The sequence below is a fragment of the Chryseobacterium sp. FG46 genome (genome assembly GCF_057809135.1).
Genome location: NZ_JBMDJJ010000013.1, coordinates 66080 through 85905, shown reverse-complemented (window position 1 = coordinate 85905; position 19826 = coordinate 66080). Strand labels below are relative to the sequence as shown.

23 protein-coding genes are annotated in these 19826 nt (G+C 35.7%); 4 read left to right on the top strand and 19 right to left on the bottom strand.

Annotated features, from left to right (window positions below; all coding sequences use genetic code 11):
- Positions 1–4: 4 nt before the first annotated feature.
- From ACODR7_RS11730 to ACODR7_RS11685, 10 genes are all read right to left on the bottom strand, one after another.
- Complete coding sequence (locus ACODR7_RS11730) at positions 5–1030, bottom strand: hypothetical protein (RefSeq protein WP_488839152.1); 1026 nt, start codon at positions 1028–1030, stop codon at positions 5–7.
- A gap of 4 nt (positions 1031–1034) precedes the next feature.
- Complete coding sequence (locus ACODR7_RS11725) at positions 1035–2564, bottom strand: NAD(P)-binding protein (RefSeq protein WP_488839150.1); 1530 nt, start codon at positions 2562–2564, stop codon at positions 1035–1037.
- Between the two features lie 37 nt (positions 2565–2601).
- Complete coding sequence (locus ACODR7_RS11720) at positions 2602–4116, bottom strand: polyamine aminopropyltransferase (RefSeq protein ID WP_488839148.1); 1515 nt, start codon at positions 4114–4116, stop codon at positions 2602–2604.
- Positions 4109–4324 (bottom strand): DUF350 domain-containing protein, encoded by a 216-nt coding sequence (locus ACODR7_RS11715; RefSeq protein WP_076596977.1) that lies wholly within the window; start codon positions 4322–4324, stop codon positions 4109–4111. The genes ACODR7_RS11720 and ACODR7_RS11715 overlap by 8 nt, the downstream gene beginning before the upstream one ends.
- 13 nt (positions 4325–4337) lie before the next feature.
- Positions 4338–4532, bottom strand: a complete 195-nt coding sequence (locus ACODR7_RS11710; protein ID WP_488839146.1) for a hypothetical protein — start codon at positions 4530–4532, stop codon at positions 4338–4340.
- Positions 4529–5989, bottom strand: coding sequence for a DUF4178 domain-containing protein (locus ACODR7_RS11705; protein WP_488839144.1), 1461 nt, complete (start codon positions 5987–5989; stop codon positions 4529–4531). Before ACODR7_RS11705 ends, ACODR7_RS11710 begins: the two co-directional genes overlap by 4 nt.
- 2 nt (positions 5990–5991) lie before the next feature.
- Complete coding sequence (locus ACODR7_RS11700) at positions 5992–6351, bottom strand: S-adenosylmethionine decarboxylase family protein (RefSeq protein ID WP_110366415.1); 360 nt, start codon at positions 6349–6351, stop codon at positions 5992–5994.
- Between the two features lie 20 nt (positions 6352–6371).
- A complete protein-coding gene (gene ctlX / locus ACODR7_RS11695; protein WP_488839142.1) occupies positions 6372–7295 on the bottom strand; it encodes a citrulline utilization hydrolase CtlX in 924 nt (307 codons plus the stop codon).
- Between the two features lie 55 nt (positions 7296–7350).
- Complete coding sequence (locus ACODR7_RS11690; RefSeq protein WP_488839140.1) at positions 7351–7758, bottom strand: four helix bundle protein; 408 nt, start codon at positions 7756–7758, stop codon at positions 7351–7353.
- 106 nt (positions 7759–7864) lie between these two features.
- Positions 7865–8779, bottom strand: a complete 915-nt coding sequence (locus ACODR7_RS11685; RefSeq protein WP_110008564.1) for a dimethylarginine dimethylaminohydrolase family protein — start codon at positions 8777–8779, stop codon at positions 7865–7867.
- 291 nt (positions 8780–9070) lie between these two features.
- On the opposite strand from ACODR7_RS11685, the gene ACODR7_RS11680 reads away from it, so the two are divergent.
- The gene (locus tag ACODR7_RS11680) at positions 9071–9235 is read left to right on the top strand and encodes a hypothetical protein (protein ID WP_488839137.1); all 165 of its coding nucleotides are present in this window, start codon (positions 9071–9073) and stop codon (positions 9233–9235) included.
- An 88-nt stretch (positions 9236–9323) separates the two neighbouring features.
- On the opposite strand, the gene ACODR7_RS11675 is transcribed toward ACODR7_RS11680, so the two are convergent.
- On the bottom strand, positions 9324–9710 hold the full coding sequence (locus tag ACODR7_RS11675; RefSeq protein WP_488839136.1) for a winged helix-turn-helix transcriptional regulator: 387 nt from the start codon (positions 9708–9710) through the stop codon (positions 9324–9326).
- Between the two features lie 121 nt (positions 9711–9831).
- On the opposite strand from ACODR7_RS11675, the gene ACODR7_RS11670 reads away from it, so the two are divergent.
- Positions 9832–10626: an SDR family oxidoreductase gene (locus tag ACODR7_RS11670; RefSeq protein ID WP_488839134.1), complete on the top strand. Its 795-nt coding sequence runs from the start codon at positions 9832–9834 to the stop codon at positions 10624–10626.
- Positions 10627–10644: 18 nt separating this feature from the next.
- On the top strand, positions 10645–10968 hold the full coding sequence (locus tag ACODR7_RS11665; protein ID WP_488839132.1) for a nuclear transport factor 2-like protein: 324 nt from the start codon (positions 10645–10647) through the stop codon (positions 10966–10968).
- 60 nt (positions 10969–11028) lie between these two features.
- Here ACODR7_RS11665 and ACODR7_RS11660 read toward each other — a convergent pair whose 3' ends face one another.
- The 6 genes from ACODR7_RS11660 to ACODR7_RS11635 all read right to left on the bottom strand — a co-directional run bounded on the left by ACODR7_RS11660 (position 11029) and on the right by ACODR7_RS11635 (position 17159).
- Positions 11029–12315: a citrate synthase gene (locus ACODR7_RS11660; protein ID WP_488839131.1), complete on the bottom strand. Its 1287-nt coding sequence runs from the start codon at positions 12313–12315 to the stop codon at positions 11029–11031.
- Between the two features lie 84 nt (positions 12316–12399).
- The gene (eno, locus tag ACODR7_RS11655) at positions 12400–13692 is read right to left on the bottom strand and encodes a phosphopyruvate hydratase (protein ID WP_488839130.1); all 1293 of its coding nucleotides are present in this window, start codon (positions 13690–13692) and stop codon (positions 12400–12402) included.
- A gap of 217 nt (positions 13693–13909) precedes the next feature.
- Positions 13910–14236: a hypothetical protein gene (locus ACODR7_RS11650; RefSeq protein ID WP_488839129.1), complete on the bottom strand. Its 327-nt coding sequence runs from the start codon at positions 14234–14236 to the stop codon at positions 13910–13912.
- Positions 14237–14303: 67 nt separating this feature from the next.
- The gene (locus tag ACODR7_RS11645) at positions 14304–15092 is read right to left on the bottom strand and encodes a sensor histidine kinase (RefSeq protein ID WP_488839128.1); all 789 of its coding nucleotides are present in this window, start codon (positions 15090–15092) and stop codon (positions 14304–14306) included.
- A 618-nt stretch (positions 15093–15710) separates the two neighbouring features.
- Entirely contained in the window at positions 15711–16520 is an 810-nt protein-coding gene (locus tag ACODR7_RS11640) for a hypothetical protein (protein WP_488839127.1), read from the bottom strand.
- Between the two features lie 6 nt (positions 16521–16526).
- Complete coding sequence (locus tag ACODR7_RS11635) at positions 16527–17159, bottom strand: response regulator (protein WP_488839126.1); 633 nt, start codon at positions 17157–17159, stop codon at positions 16527–16529.
- Positions 17160–17727: 568 nt separating this feature from the next.
- Between ACODR7_RS11635 and ACODR7_RS11630 the strand changes: the two genes are divergently transcribed.
- Entirely contained in the window at positions 17728–18162 is a 435-nt protein-coding gene (locus ACODR7_RS11630; protein WP_488839125.1) for a hypothetical protein, read from the top strand.
- Between the two features lie 138 nt (positions 18163–18300).
- On the opposite strand, the gene rplQ is transcribed toward ACODR7_RS11630, so the two are convergent.
- Both rplQ and ACODR7_RS11620 read right to left on the bottom strand, forming a co-directional pair.
- The gene (gene rplQ, locus ACODR7_RS11625) at positions 18301–18822 is read right to left on the bottom strand and encodes a 50S ribosomal protein L17 (RefSeq protein WP_066695984.1); all 522 of its coding nucleotides are present in this window, start codon (positions 18820–18822) and stop codon (positions 18301–18303) included.
- Between the two features lie 6 nt (positions 18823–18828).
- The gene (locus ACODR7_RS11620) at positions 18829–19824 is read right to left on the bottom strand and encodes a DNA-directed RNA polymerase subunit alpha (RefSeq protein ID WP_047376582.1); all 996 of its coding nucleotides are present in this window, start codon (positions 19822–19824) and stop codon (positions 18829–18831) included.
- Between the last annotated feature and the right edge of the window lie 2 nt (positions 19825–19826).

Genomic DNA, 19826 nt, shown 5'->3' with positions numbered 1-19826 from the left:
AAAGTTAGGCAACTTTTTTGGGTTTTCTCCAAATAAAGCCATCCAGAAGATAATGGGTAAGCTGCGGAACAACTAACAACGGAACAAGGAACTGTAATAATTTTTCTGAAATAATCACATTCAAGGAAAAATGTTCATTCCACACTAAAGTTTCCCATAAAAGTTCTTCCAAAAAGGCAAAACCTAAAATAACTCCTACAAACAAAAATATTCCTGAAGCGGATTTAAAAATAGACATCCAGTTCAGCTGGGGATTTTCTTTTTGTTTGATTTCCCGGATATAGATCAGTGCAACATAGGGAATTCCGTGGGAGACGACATTGAGAAAAGTAAAAAGAAGATCGTTGTTAAAGTAGATAATTCCAAAATACCAGGAAAGGAAAGTTCCGGTGATCAATGCCGTTTTCGGAATATTAATATTTTTTGTTTTAAAAGCTTCAACAACAGTTTTAATAATCCAGATGCTTAGGATTGTAAAATATAGTACGGTAATCAGAGGAAGATAATCCGGAAGATTTTGAAGCCATTCAAACTCATTGTTGACGAACCATGTAAAGGCACGAGGGGTTTTAAACCAGTACAGCATGGGAAAAATAGTTGCGGAGTAAACAGCAACCTCATCTATTTTTTTGTTCCAGTTATTGGGTTCAAAGCGGGCGTAGATCCTCATAAAGCCGTATTGTTGTCGTATAAAATGAAAAACAGCAATCAAAGCCAAAACCGACCAGAACGTCAGACTTCCAAACTGGAACAGGATCACTCCCAATATCCAGCTTAGAACAGGAATTCCCAGATACAGCAGCTTATTTTTCTGTACCTCTCCTTTTACAAAGTAAGTTTTGAACAGTGTGGAATATACATGAGCCACATCTACAAAAACGATCAGGAACAGCCATGTATAAAAGGAATAATGATTTTCCAGTCCCTGAATCTGTTTCTGAAAAAGAAAAATAATCAGCAGCACCAGAAAAGGTGGTGATAAAATAAACCACCAGTCTGTTTTTGCATTATGTATCCACGGCTGTTTCATTGTATTATTGTATCATTTGTCCTGCAGTCCGGATTCCCTGATAAAAGGCTTCTTCAAAAATAGATATTCCGGAAAGATCAGAATGGGCAAAGAAAATTTTTCCTTCTACAGGTTCTTTTGATGTTCGGGTTTCTTCTCCAAAAATCTGATTGGGAACAGGAGCAATCATGGCATGTCCTATTTTATGAAACTGCATTTCCAGAATGAAATCTTCTATTAATGGATGGGCTTTCTTCAGATCATCCAAAACTAAAGTTTTAAGTTCAGATTCTTTCATGGCATAAAGTTTTTTCCTCGCTTTTTTGCAGTCTGCCGTTGAAAAACTTTTGTAGTGGGTAATCACTTTTTCGCCTATGATCTGGTTCAGATTCTGGTGTTGGTCAAAAATATATCCTAATCCGGAAGTACCATAGATTACATTATCCCAGGCCAGTTCTTCATCTCCACCAAATTCATTCTTTAACGTAATGGTTGTTAAAAGCCAGGGCACGTAGTGAAATGATGATGCTTTCTGAAGATTAAAAATTCTTTCATTCACAAATTGAGGGGTTGCAAAAAGTACTTTATCCGCAATGATTTTCTTTGTTTTCTTTTGGGTATTATCAAAACTCAGGACCTCAACCTTATCATTGATTTTCACATCAAAAACCAGATTTCCGGACCTATATTTTCCTTCTGTATATTTTGAAAGATGCTTTGCCAATCGGGCATTTCCTTCCGGCCATGTGAATACCTGATCTTTATATTTCGTGCTCCAGTTATTTTTTCTGCCTGCAAAATAATGAATTCCTGCCCATGCTGAAACATAATCAATTCCTAACCCGAAATCGTCTCTGCAGGAATAATCCAGCAGCCAGAGAAGTTCTTCAGATTGATAATTATTTTCCGTAAGCCAGTCTTTGAAAATGATTTTTTCAAGTTTTAAAACCTCATCTTCCCTACTTGAATCATGAACGGGAATGGCAAACCAGTATTTCCCCTGTGGGTCTTTCTTTACACGCAATTCATCCATCAGCTTAAAAAAGCGGTTAAGCTCTTTCTGAGCTTCTCTTGAAATACCTCTTTGGGGAACAATATCGCTCTGCCAGGAGTTTTTATAGAAAAGTCTTTCCTGCTGTGGAAAAGTCATTTGGTATTCATCAAGAATAGGCTCTCCATTATCTTCGGTTCCTAAACAGATTCCACATTCTTTTAGAAATTCGATGATTTCTGTATTCTCTTTATTGGGTAATGGCAGATAATGTGCTCCCAAAGGGAATTTTGAAAATGAATTCTGTCCATTGGAAGAATTTCCTCCCAGATGGTTTTCCATTTCAAGGAGAAGATAATCCTGTTCATTATTCTGACTGAAGAATCTGCATGCCGATAGTCCGGAAATTCCACCGCCCACAATAAGATATCGGATGTGGATAACTTCTGAAAACTGTGGAAAATCTTTGGCCCACAGTTTATGACCGAGAACATGATTAGTTCCGGTGATCTTCAGCAGCAATGATTTCACTTTCTTTCCACAATACTGCAAAAAGGGAAGCATAAGGCTACCTAAAAATATAGTTGTAAGAAAATCCTTTCTACTGTACTTTCCCCCACTCTTCATCGAAATAACGGACTAATATCTGGTTATCCAGACGGTTAACTTCTACGTCTTTCACTTTCATATCTTTATTGAAATAAGACATCTGTGAAAAGTTGTAATCATAGTATTTCAAGCCAGGGAGTTTTCTATAGATCCTGTTGTTGATGGGTTCAAAGGAAGCCATAGAAAATCCCCATTCCCCAAAAGAAGGAACATAGGTGTGATATGCCGCTGTGAAAGGAAAAATCTGATTGATCGTTTTTTCAATACACCAGAAAGATTTCGGGGCAAAATACGGAGAGGTAGTCTGAACCACAATTTTCGTATCAAGCGTTGTCAGCTTCTCCAGTTCTTTATAAAACTGTAGGGAATATAATTTTCCTAAGCTGTAATTGGACGGATCCGGAAAGTCGATGATAATGACGTCAAATTTCTTTTTGCTGTCTTTTACCCAAATGTAAGCGTCTTTATTGATGATTTCCACTTTCGGATTGGAAAAAGAACTTTGGTTCAGCCTGCGCATGGTTTCATTGGTTTTGAAAAACTGAGTCATTTCACCATCCAAATCTACAAGGGTTACTTTTTTAACGTCCTTGTATTTCAAGACTTCTCTGGCTGCAAAGCCATCACCTCCTCCAAGGATCAGAACATTATCAATATTTTTTGCCATAGACATTGCGGGATGTACCAAAGCTTCATGATAACGGTATTCATCCGTGGATGAAAACTGTAAGTTGTTATTTAAATATAAACGGAACTCGTGGGTATTTCTCGTTAAAACAATTCTTTGATAGGGTGAACTTTTGGTGTACACTACATTTTCTCCGTACAGTTTTTCTTCAGAGTAAGATAAAATCGTATCTGAGAAAAAGAAAAGACCTAACAGAAATGTAAATGCTGCAATAGATTTTACTTTGAGTGATAAAGGTTTTGATAATTCTTTTGTAAGGTAATAGCATAGAAATATCGCGATAGAGATATTAATCAGTCCAAAAAACAAAGGTGTTTTTACAATGCCCAGCTTTGGAATTAAAACCAACGGAAAAAGAATCGATGCCAGTAAAGCCCCGATATAATCGAATGCAAAGACGTTTGAAACTAAATCTTTAAACTGTACTCTATCTTTCAGAATATTCATCAGAAGCGGTATTTCCACTCCGACGAGACAGCCTGTGAAAAAGACAAAGAGATAGAGAACACTTTCAAAGTGTGCGAGTGTATTAAACAGAATAAACAGCACCACAGAGCTTATTCCGCCAACGATTCCTACGAGGATTTCGATCTCAATGAATTTATCAATAAGATTTCCTTTGATGAATTTCGCAAGATAGGAACCTACTCCCATTGAAAATAGATACACCCCGATAATGAAGGAAAACTGCTTTACAGAGTCTCCTAAAAGATAGCTCGCCAGGGCTCCGGCCACCAACTCATAAATCAATCCACATGTAGCAATGACGAATACTGAAAACAATAAAAGCAGCTCAAGAGGAATCCTCTTCTTATCCATGAATTGCCGCGCTTATAATCATTGAAATTCCGATGATAAATGCCCCGAATACAATAGCCAATGCTATGTTTTTGTTCTGAGAGATCTCATGCCATGTTTTTTCCGGTGTAAGTTTTTCGATGATGAAATAGCAAACGAGAAGAATTGCGATTCCTAAGAATGAGTAAAGAACCGAGTTTAATATGGGTAAGAAATTGATGTTGTCCATAGTTTTTATATTTTTATTTGTGATAATATCTGTAGAATCCTGCTCTGGAATGGCTCCTGGTAGTTCCGTCCCGGTATGTTTCCGTCTTGGCACAATCGCATACCTGATTTCCCTGATAAGTAAGGTATACAAACCAGATCATGAAAAAGCCTCCGATTAAACAGAGTATCCAGTTTTGTCTTATGTAATGTAAAATAGTAGTCATCATGATGCAGCATAAGGGGTGTTTGAACTATTCTTCCATTTATTCACATTAAAGAAATGTCTTCCTATCCACATAGCTATAAAGAGAGCAACCATTATGAATAAAATAAATCCGAAGTTCCAGAATGAAACGGGAAGCCAGGTTGCCTTGATCTTCACATCGTTATTGGATGCAATAACATCTGTTGAAAGTTTTAGCCCTTCAGCATTGATCAGAGAGTCTATTTTGGAAGTTCCGAAGGATGCTTTCACCAGTTTACCCAATTCTGTTGTATCTTTTTCTAAAGTCTTTCCGTCTATGAAAGTGGTAGATTGTGCTTTATAGATGTCAGTAACATCCAAAATCCCGGATTTATCTCTGGAAATTAATACCTTTGAATCTGGTGACTGAAGGCCGGAAAATGCAGGTAATAAAGATCCTTCTTTTTCTGCAGAAATCAGGAAATGATATTTGCCTGAGCTTACCCCGCAAAGGTTGAATTCTTCAGACTGATTTCCTTCTGACCAGCTTTCGCCGTCTTCATAGCCGTGGTATTGTTCAATATCTTTGGAGGTATATACTATTTCGTTGGTATTTTCATTCACAAGGCTTAGCTGAACATTGGCCCACGAATTGTCTACTGCTGAAAAGGCATTGACTTTTAATGGTGCTGAGCCTCCGGAAAGAGTAAAACTTTTGCTTACAAGTTCTTTATCCTTTACATCAGCAAAGTTGACCGACTGTTCAAAAACAGTTTCGTTTGTTCTTGAGATATAAACATACAGTTGAAGCAGGCAAATCATTAATGCAGCCACACAAAAGATGTTCACAGCCTGTTTCATATCAAAATAATAAGGCTGAACGATCCCGACTCCTGTATAATAGGGCATGTGAGCTATTTTAAAAGCTCTTTTTACCTCATATTTTGAAATGTGAACTCCATAAAAATACTGGCTTTTCCTACCGGTCTTCTCCTGAGAGATCATACGGGTTCCATTGACATATTCTTTGTAGGTCGCAACGCTGAAATCAAGGTGTTCATCAAAAAAACCGGAAGCAGCATAAATACTGCATGGAGTATTTTCGTACCAGCGATAAGTTCGCCCGGCATAGGTTGGTAATTTCAAATTTTTACCTTTAAAATCATCAGGATGCATTGGGATCAGGAATATCCAATGCCCATCGCTTTCACTCAGGAAAGCATCATTTCCTTTGCTGTCTTTTAAAGAATATTCCCGCCAGAAAATACTGTTTCCGTATTTTTTGACAATAATCGCAACAACCGTATATTCTACGCCGTCAATTTTTCCTTTCTGTCCGACATCTAACACAACGTTTTCTGTAGGTATTTTCAAATGTTTAGTCTTTTTGTTCCCGGCTACATCAATGAGATGGGAACAGGTCATACAAACGTATTCTTCAACAGGAAAGGTAAGATCTAATTTATTTTCGGCTTCGCATGCTGGGCAGACATAGTGCATTTTTATCTGTAAATTTTGTGTTTCTGAATGGTATTAGCTTTAAAATACTGAACCACTTCATCTGCAATCTGCTCTACTTTTGTAGTGTTATCCTGTGTATAATTACAGAGAAAAACATCAAAGGTAAGCTGTTTAAATTCCGGCCACGTGTGGATACAAAGGTGAGACTCTTTAAGGATCACGGCGGAAGTAAAGCTGTCATTTTCAAAAATATGATTGGTTACTCCTACAATTTCCACCTCTTTGGTTTTCAGAATTTCTTCTGTAAATGCCAGAAATCCTTTGCTGTCTAATAACAAATCTTCTGACTCAGTTTCCAAAGTCAGAAGAATATGTAAACCTTTACTTGATAATGGTTTCAATTAATTTTTTCGTAAATATATTATTTTTTTGGAAGAAAAACCTCTGCAAGCATACATCTTGCGCTTCCTCCACCATTTACTTCAATGGTATTCAGGTCTGAATAGATAATTTCGCAGTATTTTTCAATAGCAGCTACCTGTTCTGAAGACAAGGACTTGTAAGCGGTCTGGCTCATCACAAGGAATTTATTACCGTCTTTATTCTGAACCTGGAGCATATTTCCTGCAAACTGCTGCATCTGTTCTTCAGAAATTTCGATGATTTCTTTTCCTGAACCTTTAATCGTTTCCACTACTTTTTCTCTTTCCAGCTCATCATCAATACAGTCAAGGCAGATTACGACAAACTTGTCTGCCACACACATCATGACATTGGTGTGATAGATTGGAAGTCTTTCTGTTCCTACGGTCTGAAAAGAATGGAAAACAACGGGAGTAAATCCATATTTTGTACAGAATTCTCTGAACAGTTTTTCATCCAGTCTCAAGGAAACCGAACCGTAAGCAATTTTGTTATCATGATCAAAAATCATACTTCCTGTTCCTTCCAGAAAATGCCCCTGAGTTTCAGGAAAAGACCAGTCATCAATTTCAGCAACTTCAAAGCCCTGCTCTTTGATGCTTTCAATAATATCCTCTCTTCTTTCCACTCTTCTGTTGGAAGCGAACATGGGATATAAAACCACTTTTCCATCCTTGTGAAAACTTACCCAGTTATTCGGAAAAATAGAATCCGGAGTATGGGGATCTAAAGTATCTTTTATAGTAATTACATTAATTCCTTTTTCTCTCAGCTTTCCAACAAAGGTATTGAACTCCGCCAATGCTTTTGACTGGATATCAGAACCCGTCTGTTCTACCTGAAAGTAATTATTTTTCGCTGTTTCAGCGTTGTAACCGAATGCAATCGGCTCTATCATTAATACTGTATCTGTTGTTTGCATTTTTTTTAAGTTTGAGGGTGTTAGTGTATAAGAGTTTGAGGGTCTGAACAGCGGTTTACAAATTATTGTCTTCTTTATTAATCGAAGAAAATGAGCACCACTTTTCTGACTGACTCATCATATTAACTAACATCCCTATTATTTGGTTATACTTGTTGTGCGAATTAATATATTGCTCTTCATTCATATAATGGCAGGCAAAAGCAAACTGAAGCCATGTTTGGGTTTCTCTTGCTTCTCCCTCTGAATCTGTAAGCTTGGCAATAAAGGATTTTTCATATTTTCTTTTTCCCCAGGCCTCACTAATATTTGCCGTTACAGATCTTGATGATCTTCTTATCTGATCTGTAAGTGAATAAAGTTCTTCTTTTGGAAAGGATTTTGAGAGTTCATAAATCACTTGTGCTGTTTCAAATGATTTTTGATACACTTTTAAGTCCTGATGAAATTTAATTGTTGACATACCCTAATATTTTTTTAAAATTAAAAAAATATTTAAACCCACCAACACTATAACTTCCAGACCTTAAAACACTTCCACTCTCAAACCCTAAAACACTCCTACCCAATTACTCTCTCACAAGCGGCATTGTAGAGCATCTCAGCAAGCCTCCCATTTTAGAGATTTCTCTGTAAGGAATTTCTTCAACAGTCATTCCCCACTCGTTTCTCAGGTGGTCATTCATTCTGGTGAATGCTTTGTCCGAAACGACAACATCAGGAGAAATGGAGAAAATATTCGGGAACATTTCAAACATTTCTTCATCATTGATATGGAAACAGTTTTCTTCTCCAAAAATATCAATGATTAAACGGTAGTCGCTTTCATCTACAAATCCGTTTTTATAAATAATACATTTGTCTTCACCTACCGGATTAAATGTACAATCCAGATGCAGAATGCCTTCAAAAGGAACTTTATCATTTTTCTTCAGTTCCAGATCTATGATTCTTTTCTTTGGAAAATATTCTTTCAGGATTTCGATAGCATACTCGTTGGTTCTTGCCGTTTTATAATTTCTGTAATCTTCACTGAAGCAGGTTCCTATGAAAAGAAAATCATTCCATACAATTACATCTCCTCCTTCAATGTGTGCGGTTTCCGGAAGGTTGATGATCTTTCTCCATGCTACTTTTTCAAAAACGCTTTTGTAGGCTTCCTGCTCATCTGCTCTGTCTGCAATCACATTGGAAATGATCATCTTGTCATCAATCACAAAGGCTACATCTCTTGAAAAAACCTGATTGTAATCTTTGATGATACTAGGACGTAGAACTTCAACGCCATACTTTTTTAAAACCGCTTCAAAAGCGTTCATTTCATTGATAATATCCTCTTCTTTAGGATAAATGTTGTGTTCTATAGAGTAATATGACTTCGCGTCATAACTTTCCTCTAATGTAGGAACTGGTCCCAATGAATTAGGCTGGCCTAGAACTACTGACTTCAGCCTACCTGTTTCGTTTTTAATATTTAGTCTCATAAAGATTTATGCAATACTACAAATATAAGTAAAGGTCTCTACCTAGAAAACTTTTGGATTATTTTATGTATTAATTTTAATTTCTAAAATCAGCACTCTTCAATAAAATTTCCTTGTATATCCGGCCAACTGTAGTGAATAGTCCCAAAAACATCTACAACTTACTATTTTCCATCTACATAAAAACCAAAAAAAAGATAATTATATTATTTAATTTCCTATATTAGTGATATAATTTTCGCGAAATTATAAACAATAAAACGTAACTATTAACACCAAAAAATCAAAGTCATGAACAAGAACAATCTGGTGCTGAAAAACGCACAAAAATTAGGAAGAGATCAACAAAAATCTGTAATGGGAGGCGCTCCGATTTCCACTGGCAGAAGATGCTGTGAATGGGATGATGCAGGAAACTGCTATATCTGGACATGTGACAGATGCCAATGTCCATAATAAAAAACGGAAACCTGCTTGAAAAAGCAGGTTTTCTTCTACTATTTTATAGATTTTTTCACCTGATATTAAATCAAAAAAGCTAATATCAGATATTGTTTCTCTCACTTTGTGAGAAGTTTTCAAGCCTTCTCAATATCAATATCCGTAAGCGTTCTTCATGATCATCACCCCATTTCCCTAATGTGGCAATTACCGGAATCAATGTCTGTCCGAATTCCGTAAGCCTGTATTCTACTTTTGGTGGCACAACAGGATAAATTTTCTTGGTGACAAGATCATGCTCTTCCAGTTCTTTTAACTGAACATTCAATATTCTGCGGGAAGCATCAGGAATTTTCCGTTGTAATTCACTTGGCCTTTGAAATCCTTCATTAATAAACCATAGCAAACGGATCTTCCATTTGCCATAGAGCACTTCAGCAATCAGATCAAGACCGCAATTCAGATTGGGTGGGATTTTTCTTTCGTACATAAAACAAATGTAACACAATGAGATGAGATCACAATAGGGGATTAATTTATCCCTATGCGATTCGTAAGACCGTACTTGTAAGAGCCCGTCATACTCATGAAATTTGTACAAAAAAGAAATCATGACAGAATCATTTCATTTCAACAACGAATTGTCAGGTAAAATTGCTTTGGTGACCGGAGGAACAAGAGGAACCGGAAAATCTATTGCCGAAAGATTACTCACTGCTGGTGCTACTGTAATTGTCACTGCAAGAAATCAGCCTGAAGAGATGAATAATCAACTTCATTTTATTTCAGGAGATCTCAGCCTGGCAAAAGGTACTGAAAAGCTGGTAAGAGAAGTGTTGTCTACTTTTGGCAAGCTTGATATTTTAATTAATACATTGGGTGGTTCAGAAACGCCAGGTGGTGGCTTCTCTGTTTTAAGTGATGAAGACTGGGAAAATACAATTCAGACCAATTTATTGGCACCCGTTCGTTTAGACAGAGGATTTCTGCCGCAAATGCTGGAACGAAAAACGGGAGTGATCATTCATATTGCCTCCATTCAGGGAAGGCTACCTTTATTTGATTCAACATTACCCTATGCTGCTGCCAAAGCCGGATTGATCAATTATAGTAAAGGTTTATCAAAAGAAGTTTCTCCAAAGGGAGTTCGTGTTCTTACCGTTTCTCCAGGCTGGATCATGACCTCATCTGCCATCCGAATGATGGAACGCATTGCTGAAAGTTCAGAAACTTCAATAGAAGAGGCTACTCAAAGTGTCATGGATGCGTTGGGTGGAATTCCCATTGGTAAACCTGCCCAGCCAGAAGATATTGCAGAGTTTGTTGGATTTTTAGTTTCTCCACGGGCACAATATCTAACCGGGACCGAATATGTAATAGATGGCGGCACTATTCCAACTGTTTAATCATTTAAAAATAACAATATGAACTTACCTAACATTTTACAGGAATTCTTGAAGGCGCAGGAACTTTTTGACAGTATTTCTTTCTCTAACTGTTTTTCTGAACAGGCATCCGTATTTGATGAAGGAAAAATATACACCGGAAAAGAGGAAATAAGACAATGGAATGAAAAATCCAATAATGAATACAAAACCTTGTTTGAGGTAAAAGATTTTTCGGTGAAGGATAATACAACCGTTTTAAGAATTAATATTTCCGGTTCTTTTGATGGAAGTCCGGTAATACTGAATTTTCATTTCCGAACGAAGAACGATCTTATTACGGCTTTAGCTATTACTGAATAAGTTGTAAAAATAAAGAATCCCAAAGCAAGCTTTGGGATTCTTTTATATTGTAAGCAAATATTATCTGCTTGCGATGTCGATGTAGTTTCTTTCCTGAGCACCTTGGTAAACCTGTCTTGGTCTTCCAATCGGGTCTCCTTTCAGTCTCATTTCTTTCCACTGAGAAATCCATCCCGGAAGTCTTCCCAATGCAAACATTACAGTAAACATTTCTGTAGGAATTCCTAATGCTCTGTAGATGATGCCTGAGTAGAAGTCTACGTTTGGATATAGTTTTCTTTCTACGAAGTACTCGTCTTCAAGGGCAACTCTTTCTAACTGCATTGCAATGTCAAGAGCTTTATCCTGAATACCTAATGCAGTAAGGATATCGTCAGCAGCTTTCTTGATGATTTTCGCTCTTGGGTCGAAGTTTTTGTAAACTCTGTGTCCGAATCCCATCAAACGGAAGTTATCATTCTTATCTTTAGCCTTAGCAACATATTTAGATACGTCACCACCATCTTTTTCGATTAGTTCAAGCATTTCGATTACCGCCTGGTTAGCACCACCGTGAAGTGGTCCCCAAAGTGCAGATACTCCGGCAGAGATAGAAGCGAAAAGACCTGTGTGAGCAGAACCTACCATTCTTACTGTGGAAGTAGAACAGTTTTGTTCGTGGTCTGCGTGAAGGATTAATAATTTATCTAAAGCATTTACCACTACCGGATCGATTTCGAAATCAGCGTTTGGTAATCTGAATGCCATTTTGTAAAAGTTCTCTACGTAGTTCAGGTTGTTATCACCGTGGTTTAATGGTAAACCTTGAGTTTTTCTGTAAGTCCAGGCACAAAGGTGAGAGAACTTAGCGATCATAAGCTCAGCAGCATGATCCATTTCTTCTTTAGAGTTTACGTTAACGGCTTTCGGGTTGAAAGCTGTCAAAGCAGAAGTTAAAGAAGATAAAACTCCCATAGGGTGAGCAGAACGAGGAAAAACATCAATGATTTTTTTCATTTCGTCTGCGATGAAGTTATATTTTTTAATATTGTTGTCGAATGAAGTAAACTGGTCCTGAGTAGGTAATTCTCCATGTAATAAAAGATACATTACTTCAGTGAAGTTAGATTTCTCAGCAATCTGTTCGATTGGATAACCTCTGTAGAATAATTCTCCTTTATCTCCGTCTAAGTAAGTGATGTCGCTAATAGTAGCCCCTGTATTTTTGTAACCTAAATCCAGAGTGATCAAACCTGTCTGGTCTCTTAATTTTGAAATATCAATCCCTCTGTCTCCGATAGTACTATCCACAATTGGATATTCATATGAATTACCGTCGTAATTCAATATTACTTTGTTGTCTGACATTATTTATTTATTTTTTTTAAATATACTACTTTCCATAAAATACGGCAAACAAAAATTATCGCTTGCCGTTATTTATAAATTCGATTATCTTTTAATTTTAAATGCTCCTAAACCCGGGAAAATTGCAGTTTCACCAAGTGCTTCTTCAATTCTTAACAGCTGGTTATATTTTGCCATTCTGTCTGATCTTGAAGCTGAACCTGTCTTGATCTGTCCACAGTTCATTGCTACTGCTAAATCAGCAATTGTAGAGTCTTCAGTTTCTCCTGATCTGTGAGACATTACTGAAGTGAATTTGTTATTCTGAGCCATTTGTACAGCGGCCATTGTTTCAGAAAGGGAACCAATCTGGTTTACTTTTACAAGGATTGAGTTAGCAATACCTTCGGTTACTCCTCTTGATAATCTGTCTACGTTGGTTACAAATAAATCATCTCCTACCAGCTGTACTCTGTCACCGATTTTATCAGTTAACATTTTCCATCCTTCCCAGTCATCTTCCTGCATTCCGTCTTCGATAGAGATAATTGGATATTTAGCAGCCAATTCTGCAAGGTAAGAAACCTGCTCTTCTCTTGATCTGTGAGCTCCTTTGTCTCCTTCAAATTTTCTGTAATCGTACGTTCCGTCTTTATAGAATTCTGAAGCAGCACAGTCTAATGCCAGCATGATGTCATCACCTGGCTTATAACCTGCTTTTTCGATCGCCTGAAGTAAGGTATCCAAAGCATCTTCAGTTCCGTTGAAAGTAGGCGCAAAACCTCCTTCATCCCCTACTGCTGTAGAAAGACCTCTTCCTTTAAGGATCGATTTCAGGTTGTGGAAAATTTCGGTTCCTTTTCTCAATGCGTGAGAGAAAGAATCTGCTTTTACCGGCATAATCATGAATTCCTGGAATGCAATAGGAGCATCTGAGTGAGATCCACCGTTAATTACATTCATCATTGGAACAGGAAGAGTGTTTGCGTTCACTCCGCCAACATATTTATAAAGAGGCATTCCCAATTCAGCAGCAGCAGCTCTGGCTACCGCCAAAGAAACACCAAGAATAGCATTAGCACCAAGATTTCCTTTGTTAGACGTTCCGTCAAGATCAATCATAATCTGATCGATATAGTTTTGTTCAAAAACCGGCTGTCCTACTAAATTCTCTGCAATTACTTCTTTTACATTTTCAACAGCTTTCAGAACTCCTTTCCCTTGATATTCTGAACCACCGTCACGTAATTCTACCGCCTCGTGTTCTCCTGTAGATGCTCCTGAAGGTACAGCTGCACGGCCCATTGCCCCACTTTCTGTGAATACATCTACTTCAATGGTAGGATTTCCTCTGGAGTCTAAAATCTGTCTTGCTTCTATGTAAGAAATTGCACTCATTTTTTATTTTTTTTTAGTTTAGACAAATTTAATCAAAATTTAACTTTCAGGGGTATTTCACGGGATTTTTTTGAGATAAATCCGAGTTAAATTTTAGTTAATTTATATTATGATAATTCCCTATTTTAAAGCCAATAGATCAGGAATTTAAAATGGGGCAATATAAATAAAACTCACCTTAAAAAGTGAGCTTTATCATACGTTACATAAGTTACTATTATTTTCTGGGAGAAGGAGATAAAAGACCGGCCAGCGCACCTATTGCTCCTGATGAAATAGTAGCAAAGATTGTTACCAGCTGACTATCCGGCTTTTCTTTACTATGAACGGAAAGAATAATAAGTCCTGCAATAATGGCGATCACCGCCAGCCCCAGCATAAGAACAATAATTCTGTAGATCCAATAATCGGTGTCCTTCGGATTTCTTATCTCTACATTTTTTATAGCTTCTACAGGGTTGGTTTTAAATTTCTCCTGAAGATCACTGTTGTTTTTTAAAGCAGCTTCCAAATCTCCGATACTGTCGTTAATAAGAGTTTTCATGGCTTTTAATTTTATATATCAAATTTCCATCTAAAAACCAGATCTATCAATTACACAAAAGGGTAATTTATACTGTTATTTTGAAAACCATACTAGTTCCGGGGTTTTCGGTTATGATGTCACATTCACCGGATAATTCGCTCATTCTTCGTTTCATATTCCGAAGGCCGTTTCCTTGCTTATGTACCTCAGAAATCCCGATTCCATTATCTGATATTTTCATAGAGAAATTATTTCCTTCCTGTGAAAATGAAAGTTTCAAAATATTTGCATGACTATGTTTGTACACGTTATTGACAGCTTCTTTTAAGCAGAGAAAAAGATTACGTCTCATTTCTGTGGAAATAGGCTTTTCTGCTATGATACCTTCATATTCTGACTGCACCACTATTTTTGTTTTCTTCAAAAAGTTTCCGGTGTAAAGGATAGCATAGTCTACAAAGCTTCCCAGAGTATCATTTCCTGAATTCAGACTCCAAAGCATTTCTCTCATGGAGATGTTCATTTCTTCAGAGGTTTTCAGAAGCTCATCGATGTCTTTTTGCAGATCATCGTCTTCTGCTTTCTGTTTCAGAAATTCTGCCTGTAGTTTCAATGCAGAAATTCCGGCTCCAAGGTCATCATGCATATCGTGGGAGATACGTTCCCGCTCCTGTTCCAGCACTTTTTGTTTTTCCAGTTCTTTCTGAAGAAGCTGGTTTTGGTGTTCTGATTCTTTGAGCTGCTGTTCTTTCAGGTATAAAAGCTGCTTTCTGTTGTACATTAATACAATGAAAATGGTAAAAGCAACCAAAAGCACAACCAGGAGTAATGCTATTAAAAAAATAAGTTTTATTTCTGAAGGTAAAGACTTCATTTTTTATTCATCGATTTATATTTGTGTAATGCAATAAAGAATAAGACACAGCATACCATATTGATTATATTTAATATCTGTTTCAGCAGTTTTAAAAACGGTTTATCAATTTCATCCAAAAGATACATCGGAATAATTCTGAAAAGAAAAAAACAGCTCCATAAAAGTATCGAAGTTGAAATCCAAAAGACGGGATCTTCCGTAATTTTTGATTCACTGATATTGTTTAGTTTATAACTGCACCAATATAATACCTGTAGTATATTGATAACACAATAGGTAATCGCAATATTCAGATTATACTTATCAACATAAAAAAGCTCAATATTCAGGAGTATAGCTATTACAACTACTATGGATACTACAACCGCTATCTTCTTATTTTTAATGTACCTGAAATAAAAGATGATAAAATAAAAGCTATTGAAAAAATTCAGATAATTATACTGAATTGATTTAGTTGAAATAAGATTAATTTCTGAAAAAAAATCTACAGCAAAATTGACTATTAAATACAACAAAAAATAGTCTTGAGAGGACAATTTTCTTCCTCTCAAAACTATGATTCCTTTTATCAAAACAATAAAAGAAATTATATAGTAGGCTGTAATAAGCATTTTATGGCTCTAGACTTCCTTGATCATAATATGGAAAAAAGCTTAGAGATCCTCTATGATCTATCGGGAGGGAAACTAAGTAAAATGCTTCCTTAGTATCTTTTGCAGATGGTTTTTCTCCTAGGCAATATGTAAATCCAATCTTAATAATATCTGTATTAAAATCATGGCAATATTTATTTAACGTGTCCATATATCTTGAAACTTTTACCAAATCATATTTAATTTCACAAGTAAGGTAATTATTCTTCGAAATATTTTTAAGCTTAAGAGCAGTTGTTGTTTTGCCGAAATCATTTATCATTTTGTCTGAGATAAGTTTTGAATCACGTTCTGCATAACGAACATTAAATAAAAAATAATTTATCACAGTATTATTGGATGTTTTCTTAAATTTTACAATGATATAAAGTTCGTTTTTAAATTTAGCAAGAGCGTCTTTGTCATCAGAATTAGATATATTGCTTAATAAAGTATCATTTAATTCTACAAATGAAAAATATATTTCATCAAATCCTAAAGCTTCATAATATTTCACCTTTTGGCTAAATACAGGGAAGTCTAAATAGAGATCACATACATCGTTAGGCAATTTAGAAAGGAAATTCATATTGTCTTCAAATACTATATAATCAGGTATTGGCTCTTGAACTCTAATTTTATATCGATTTTTATCTCGATGCCTTTCTATGAAATCTCTAACGATTATCTCCTCTTCTGTCAATTCTTTATTAGGAGAAAAAAAATCTTCTCCAAATAATTTTTGAGATGCAATACTTAGAATTTCTAACTGATTTTCATTTTTTCCCATAATTTCTTAGTTTTTTGATTGATTAAATTTATTGACTGCCTCCACTTTGTTGTTTACGTGAAGTTTTCTGTAAATATTTCCTACGTGTTTTTTCACGGTATCAATGCTGATGAATTTCTGATCTGCGATCTCTTTGTAGAGAAGTCCCTGTGAAAGAAGCTCAAGAATTTCCTTTTCACGTTCGGTAAGTTCATCAAAGCCTTTTATTTCCGGAAGTTTTTTTTCGAAATGGTTCAATACTCTTCTTGCAATGGAAAAACTCATAGGTGCACCACCATGATATACATCCCGTATGGAAGAAAGAATTTTATCCATACTTTCACCTTTTACAAGATATCCCATAGCCCCAGCTTTTAAAGAATTAAAGATCTTTTCATCATCATCAAAGCTGGTACACATAATAAACTGTGTATCGGGCATTTCTTTTCGTAATTTTTCTATGATTTCGATTCCGAGCATATCCTGTAACTGGATATCCATCATCACAACATCAGGAGAAATATCAGGCAAATTCGTTATGGCATCATTGCCATCAAAGAACTGAGCAATTACTTTCATATCCTTCTGATAATTGATTACCTTCTTCAACGCATTGTTGTAGTTTTTTTCGTCTTCTACTATGGCTATGGAAATGCTCATGACTTTGTTTGTTTGAAGCAAATTTCAACAGAAAACAATTTGAAATCAATTACACCTTTGTGTAATATTAGAGTTTGAGTTTGAAGTTATGGTTCAGTCTTTTAGTTTTTACTAAATTTAATCATTTTTTCACTTTAAAAACAAGATTAATCTAAATATTTCACAATAAATTAAAAATAAAAACGAATAAGAAACAATAAATCGCTTTAAATTAACAATTATTTCACAATATGATTAAAAATTTACTAATTAATACGGCTTATTGTATTATGGAATTTGATCCACTCAAAGATCTGAATCCGGTTCTTACCTTTCTTAAACCATATTCCAGGAATGTAAAGTGCTTACTGATGACCTGCTGTAATATTCCAATATCTTCCGAATTTTTTTCATTGGATAAGAAGAACTGCCTCTCTTTAATTTAAAAATTTTCTTTTTGCTAAGCCTAGTATTCAAAGAGAAAAACAAAAGAAATAGCATGAATATCGGTTAAAATTTCTCATATTGTAAGGCATGATTTTTGTAAAATTAAAGTATAAAATCATATTGAATATCAAATAATATAATCATGAAAAAAAGTCTTTTAGCACTAAGTGCTGTACTGGCACTAGCGGTAGTGAGCTGTAAAAAAAGTGAAAGCGGAAACAAAAGTGTGATCAAAACAGAAAGTTCAGAAACTGTGGTTACAGACCATAACGGAAAAATAGATTCTGTAACCCAAAGCTCCTCGACAGTAGATATCAACGGTCAGAAGACTGAGAAAACAGATTTTGTTTATAAAGCTACAGACGGAACGTTAGTAAAGGTAGTATTCAAAAATGATCCGAAGGAAAGTACAGTAGCCATTACCAGCAATAAGAAAACATTTACATTACCTAAATCAGAAACTAAAGGTGATGAAACGATTTACAAAAAAGATGATATGACTGCAAGGGTAAAAGGAGACAGTCTTCACCTTGAACAGGGTAATAATATTATTGAGCTGAAAAGAACAAAAATCTAAATAAAAATGTCCTTCAATATTGAGGGACATTTTATCAGGTACCATCCTCATTGTTTCTCAATATAGCTTTTATCCATATTATGGAAAATAAAAAAACCATCCGAAAACGGATGGTTTTTATGTATATCTGAATGAATATTACTCTTCAGTTTTTTCTTCAGTAGTATCAGCTTTAGCTTCTTCTACTTTCTCTTCTACTGCAGGAGCTTCAGCAACTACTGCTTCAGCTTTTTTAGGTGCAGCAGATGATCTTCTGCTTCTTCTTGTAGCTTTTTTCTCCTCTGCATTCGGGTTGTAAAGCTCGTTGAAATCTACTAATTCGATAAGAGCAGTATCAGCAGCATCACCTGGTCTGAATCCTGTCTTGATGATTCTTGTATAACCACCGTTTCTTTCAGCGATTTTAGGAGCTACAGTTCTGAATAATTCAGCAACCGCAAATTTATTTTGAAGGTAAGAGAATACTACTCTTCTGTTGTGTGTAGTATCTTCTTTTGCTTTTGTTAATAGAGGCTCAACATATACTCTTAAAGCTTTAGCTTTAGCTACAGTAGTGTTGATTCTTTTATGCTCAATTAGAGAACAAGCCATATTAGAAAGTAAAGCACTTCTGTGAGAAGCTGTTCTTCCTAAGTGATTGAATTTTTTACCGTGTCTCATTATTAATTATTTATCAGCGTCTAACTTATATTTTGCAACGTCGAAACCGAAGTTAAGACCTTTTGAATGCACTAATTCTTCTAGTTCTGTCAAAGATTTTTTACCAAAATTTCTGAATTTCATCAAATCAGACTTACTGTAAGAAACCAATTCTCCAAGAGTTTCTACTTCAGCTGCTTTCAGACAGTTAAGGGCTCTTACAGAAAGATCCATATCTGCTAATTTAGACTTAAGAAGTTGTCTTGTGTGAAGAGTTTCTTCATCGTACTGGATAGATGCTTTTACAGCTTCAGTTTCAAGCGTGATTCTCTCATCAGAGAATAACATGAAGTGATAAATTAATATCTTGGAAGCTTCAGTTAAAGCATTCTGAGGGCTGATAGACCCGTCAGTTTCTATATCTAATACAAGTTTTTCGTAGTCTGTTTTTTGCTCTACACGATAATTTTCAATGCTATATTGTACTTTCTTGATCGGCGTAAAAATAGAGTCAATTGCAATAGTTCCTACAGGAGCATTGTTTGATTTATTTTGTTCAGAAGGAACATACCCTCTACCTTTTTCAATATTGAAAGTAATTTCGAAAGTTACATCACTGTTTAGGTTGCAGATCACCAAATCCGGGTTTAAAACCTCAAATCCGTTGATAGACTTTCCTAAATCACCAGCAGTAATAACCGTTTGACCTGAAACTTTAGCAACAACCTGCTCGTTAGCCTGGCCTTCTGCTGCAGCTTTTAATCTTACCTGCTTAAGGTTTAGAATAATTTCGGTAACGTCTTCGATTACTCCTGGAATAGTTGAAAATTCGTGCTCTACACCTTCTATTTTGATAGATGAAATAGCGTATCCTTCCAGAGAAGAAAGCAACACTCTTCTCAAAGCATTACCGATTGTAAGCCCGAAACCTGGTTCTAAAGGTCTGAATTCAAATTGACCTTTAAATTCATCAGAGTTAAGTAAAATTACTTTATCGGGTTTTATGAATTGTAAAATTGCCATAT

What these genes read in the sequence shown, in the direction of transcription:
- ACODR7_RS11730 (WP_488839152.1), bottom strand. Translation starts at nt 1,030, where the DNA reads ATGAAACAGCCGTGGATACATAATGCAAAAACAGACTGGTGGTTTATT.
- ACODR7_RS11725 (WP_488839150.1), bottom strand. Translation starts at nt 2,564, where the DNA reads ATGCTTCCCTTTTTGCAGTATTGTGGAAAGAAAGTGAAATCATTGCTG.
- ACODR7_RS11720 (WP_488839148.1), bottom strand. Translation starts at nt 4,116, where the DNA reads ATGGATAAGAAGAGGATTCCTCTTGAGCTGCTTTTATTGTTTTCAGTA.
- ACODR7_RS11715 (WP_076596977.1), bottom strand. Translation starts at nt 4,324, where the DNA reads ATGGACAACATCAATTTCTTACCCATATTAAACTCGGTTCTTTACTCA.
- ACODR7_RS11710 (WP_488839146.1), bottom strand. Translation starts at nt 4,532, where the DNA reads ATGATGACTACTATTTTACATTACATAAGACAAAACTGGATACTCTGT.
- ACODR7_RS11705 (WP_488839144.1), bottom strand. Translation starts at nt 5,989, where the DNA reads ATGCACTATGTCTGCCCAGCATGCGAAGCCGAAAATAAATTAGATCTT.
- ctlX (WP_488839142.1), bottom strand. Translation starts at nt 7,295, where the DNA reads ATGCAAACAACAGATACAGTATTAATGATAGAGCCGATTGCATTCGGT.
- ACODR7_RS11690 (WP_488839140.1), bottom strand. Translation starts at nt 7,758, where the DNA reads ATGTCAACAATTAAATTTCATCAGGACTTAAAAGTGTATCAAAAATCA.
- ACODR7_RS11685 (WP_110008564.1), bottom strand. Translation starts at nt 8,779, where the DNA reads ATGAGACTAAATATTAAAAACGAAACAGGTAGGCTGAAGTCAGTAGTT.
- ACODR7_RS11680 (WP_488839137.1), top strand. Translation starts at nt 9,071, where the DNA reads ATGAACAAGAACAATCTGGTGCTGAAAAACGCACAAAAATTAGGAAGA.
- ACODR7_RS11675 (WP_488839136.1), bottom strand. Translation starts at nt 9,710, where the DNA reads ATGTACGAAAGAAAAATCCCACCCAATCTGAATTGCGGTCTTGATCTG.
- ACODR7_RS11670 (WP_488839134.1), top strand. Translation starts at nt 9,832, where the DNA reads ATGACAGAATCATTTCATTTCAACAACGAATTGTCAGGTAAAATTGCT.
- ACODR7_RS11665 (WP_488839132.1), top strand. Translation starts at nt 10,645, where the DNA reads ATGAACTTACCTAACATTTTACAGGAATTCTTGAAGGCGCAGGAACTT.
- ACODR7_RS11660 (WP_488839131.1), bottom strand. Translation starts at nt 12,315, where the DNA reads ATGTCAGACAACAAAGTAATATTGAATTACGACGGTAATTCATATGAA.
- eno (WP_488839130.1), bottom strand. Translation starts at nt 13,692, where the DNA reads ATGAGTGCAATTTCTTACATAGAAGCAAGACAGATTTTAGACTCCAGA.
- ACODR7_RS11650 (WP_488839129.1), bottom strand. Translation starts at nt 14,236, where the DNA reads ATGAAAACTCTTATTAACGACAGTATCGGAGATTTGGAAGCTGCTTTA.
- ACODR7_RS11645 (WP_488839128.1), bottom strand. Translation starts at nt 15,092, where the DNA reads ATGAAGTCTTTACCTTCAGAAATAAAACTTATTTTTTTAATAGCATTA.
- ACODR7_RS11640 (WP_488839127.1), bottom strand. Translation starts at nt 16,520, where the DNA reads ATGGGAAAAAATGAAAATCAGTTAGAAATTCTAAGTATTGCATCTCAA.
- ACODR7_RS11635 (WP_488839126.1), bottom strand. Translation starts at nt 17,159, where the DNA reads ATGAGCATTTCCATAGCCATAGTAGAAGACGAAAAAAACTACAACAAT.
- ACODR7_RS11630 (WP_488839125.1), top strand. Translation starts at nt 17,728, where the DNA reads ATGAAAAAAAGTCTTTTAGCACTAAGTGCTGTACTGGCACTAGCGGTA.
- rplQ (WP_066695984.1), bottom strand. Translation starts at nt 18,822, where the DNA reads ATGAGACACGGTAAAAAATTCAATCACTTAGGAAGAACAGCTTCTCAC.
- ACODR7_RS11620 (WP_047376582.1), bottom strand. Translation starts at nt 19,824, where the DNA reads ATGGCAATTTTACAATTCATAAAACCCGATAAAGTAATTTTACTTAAC.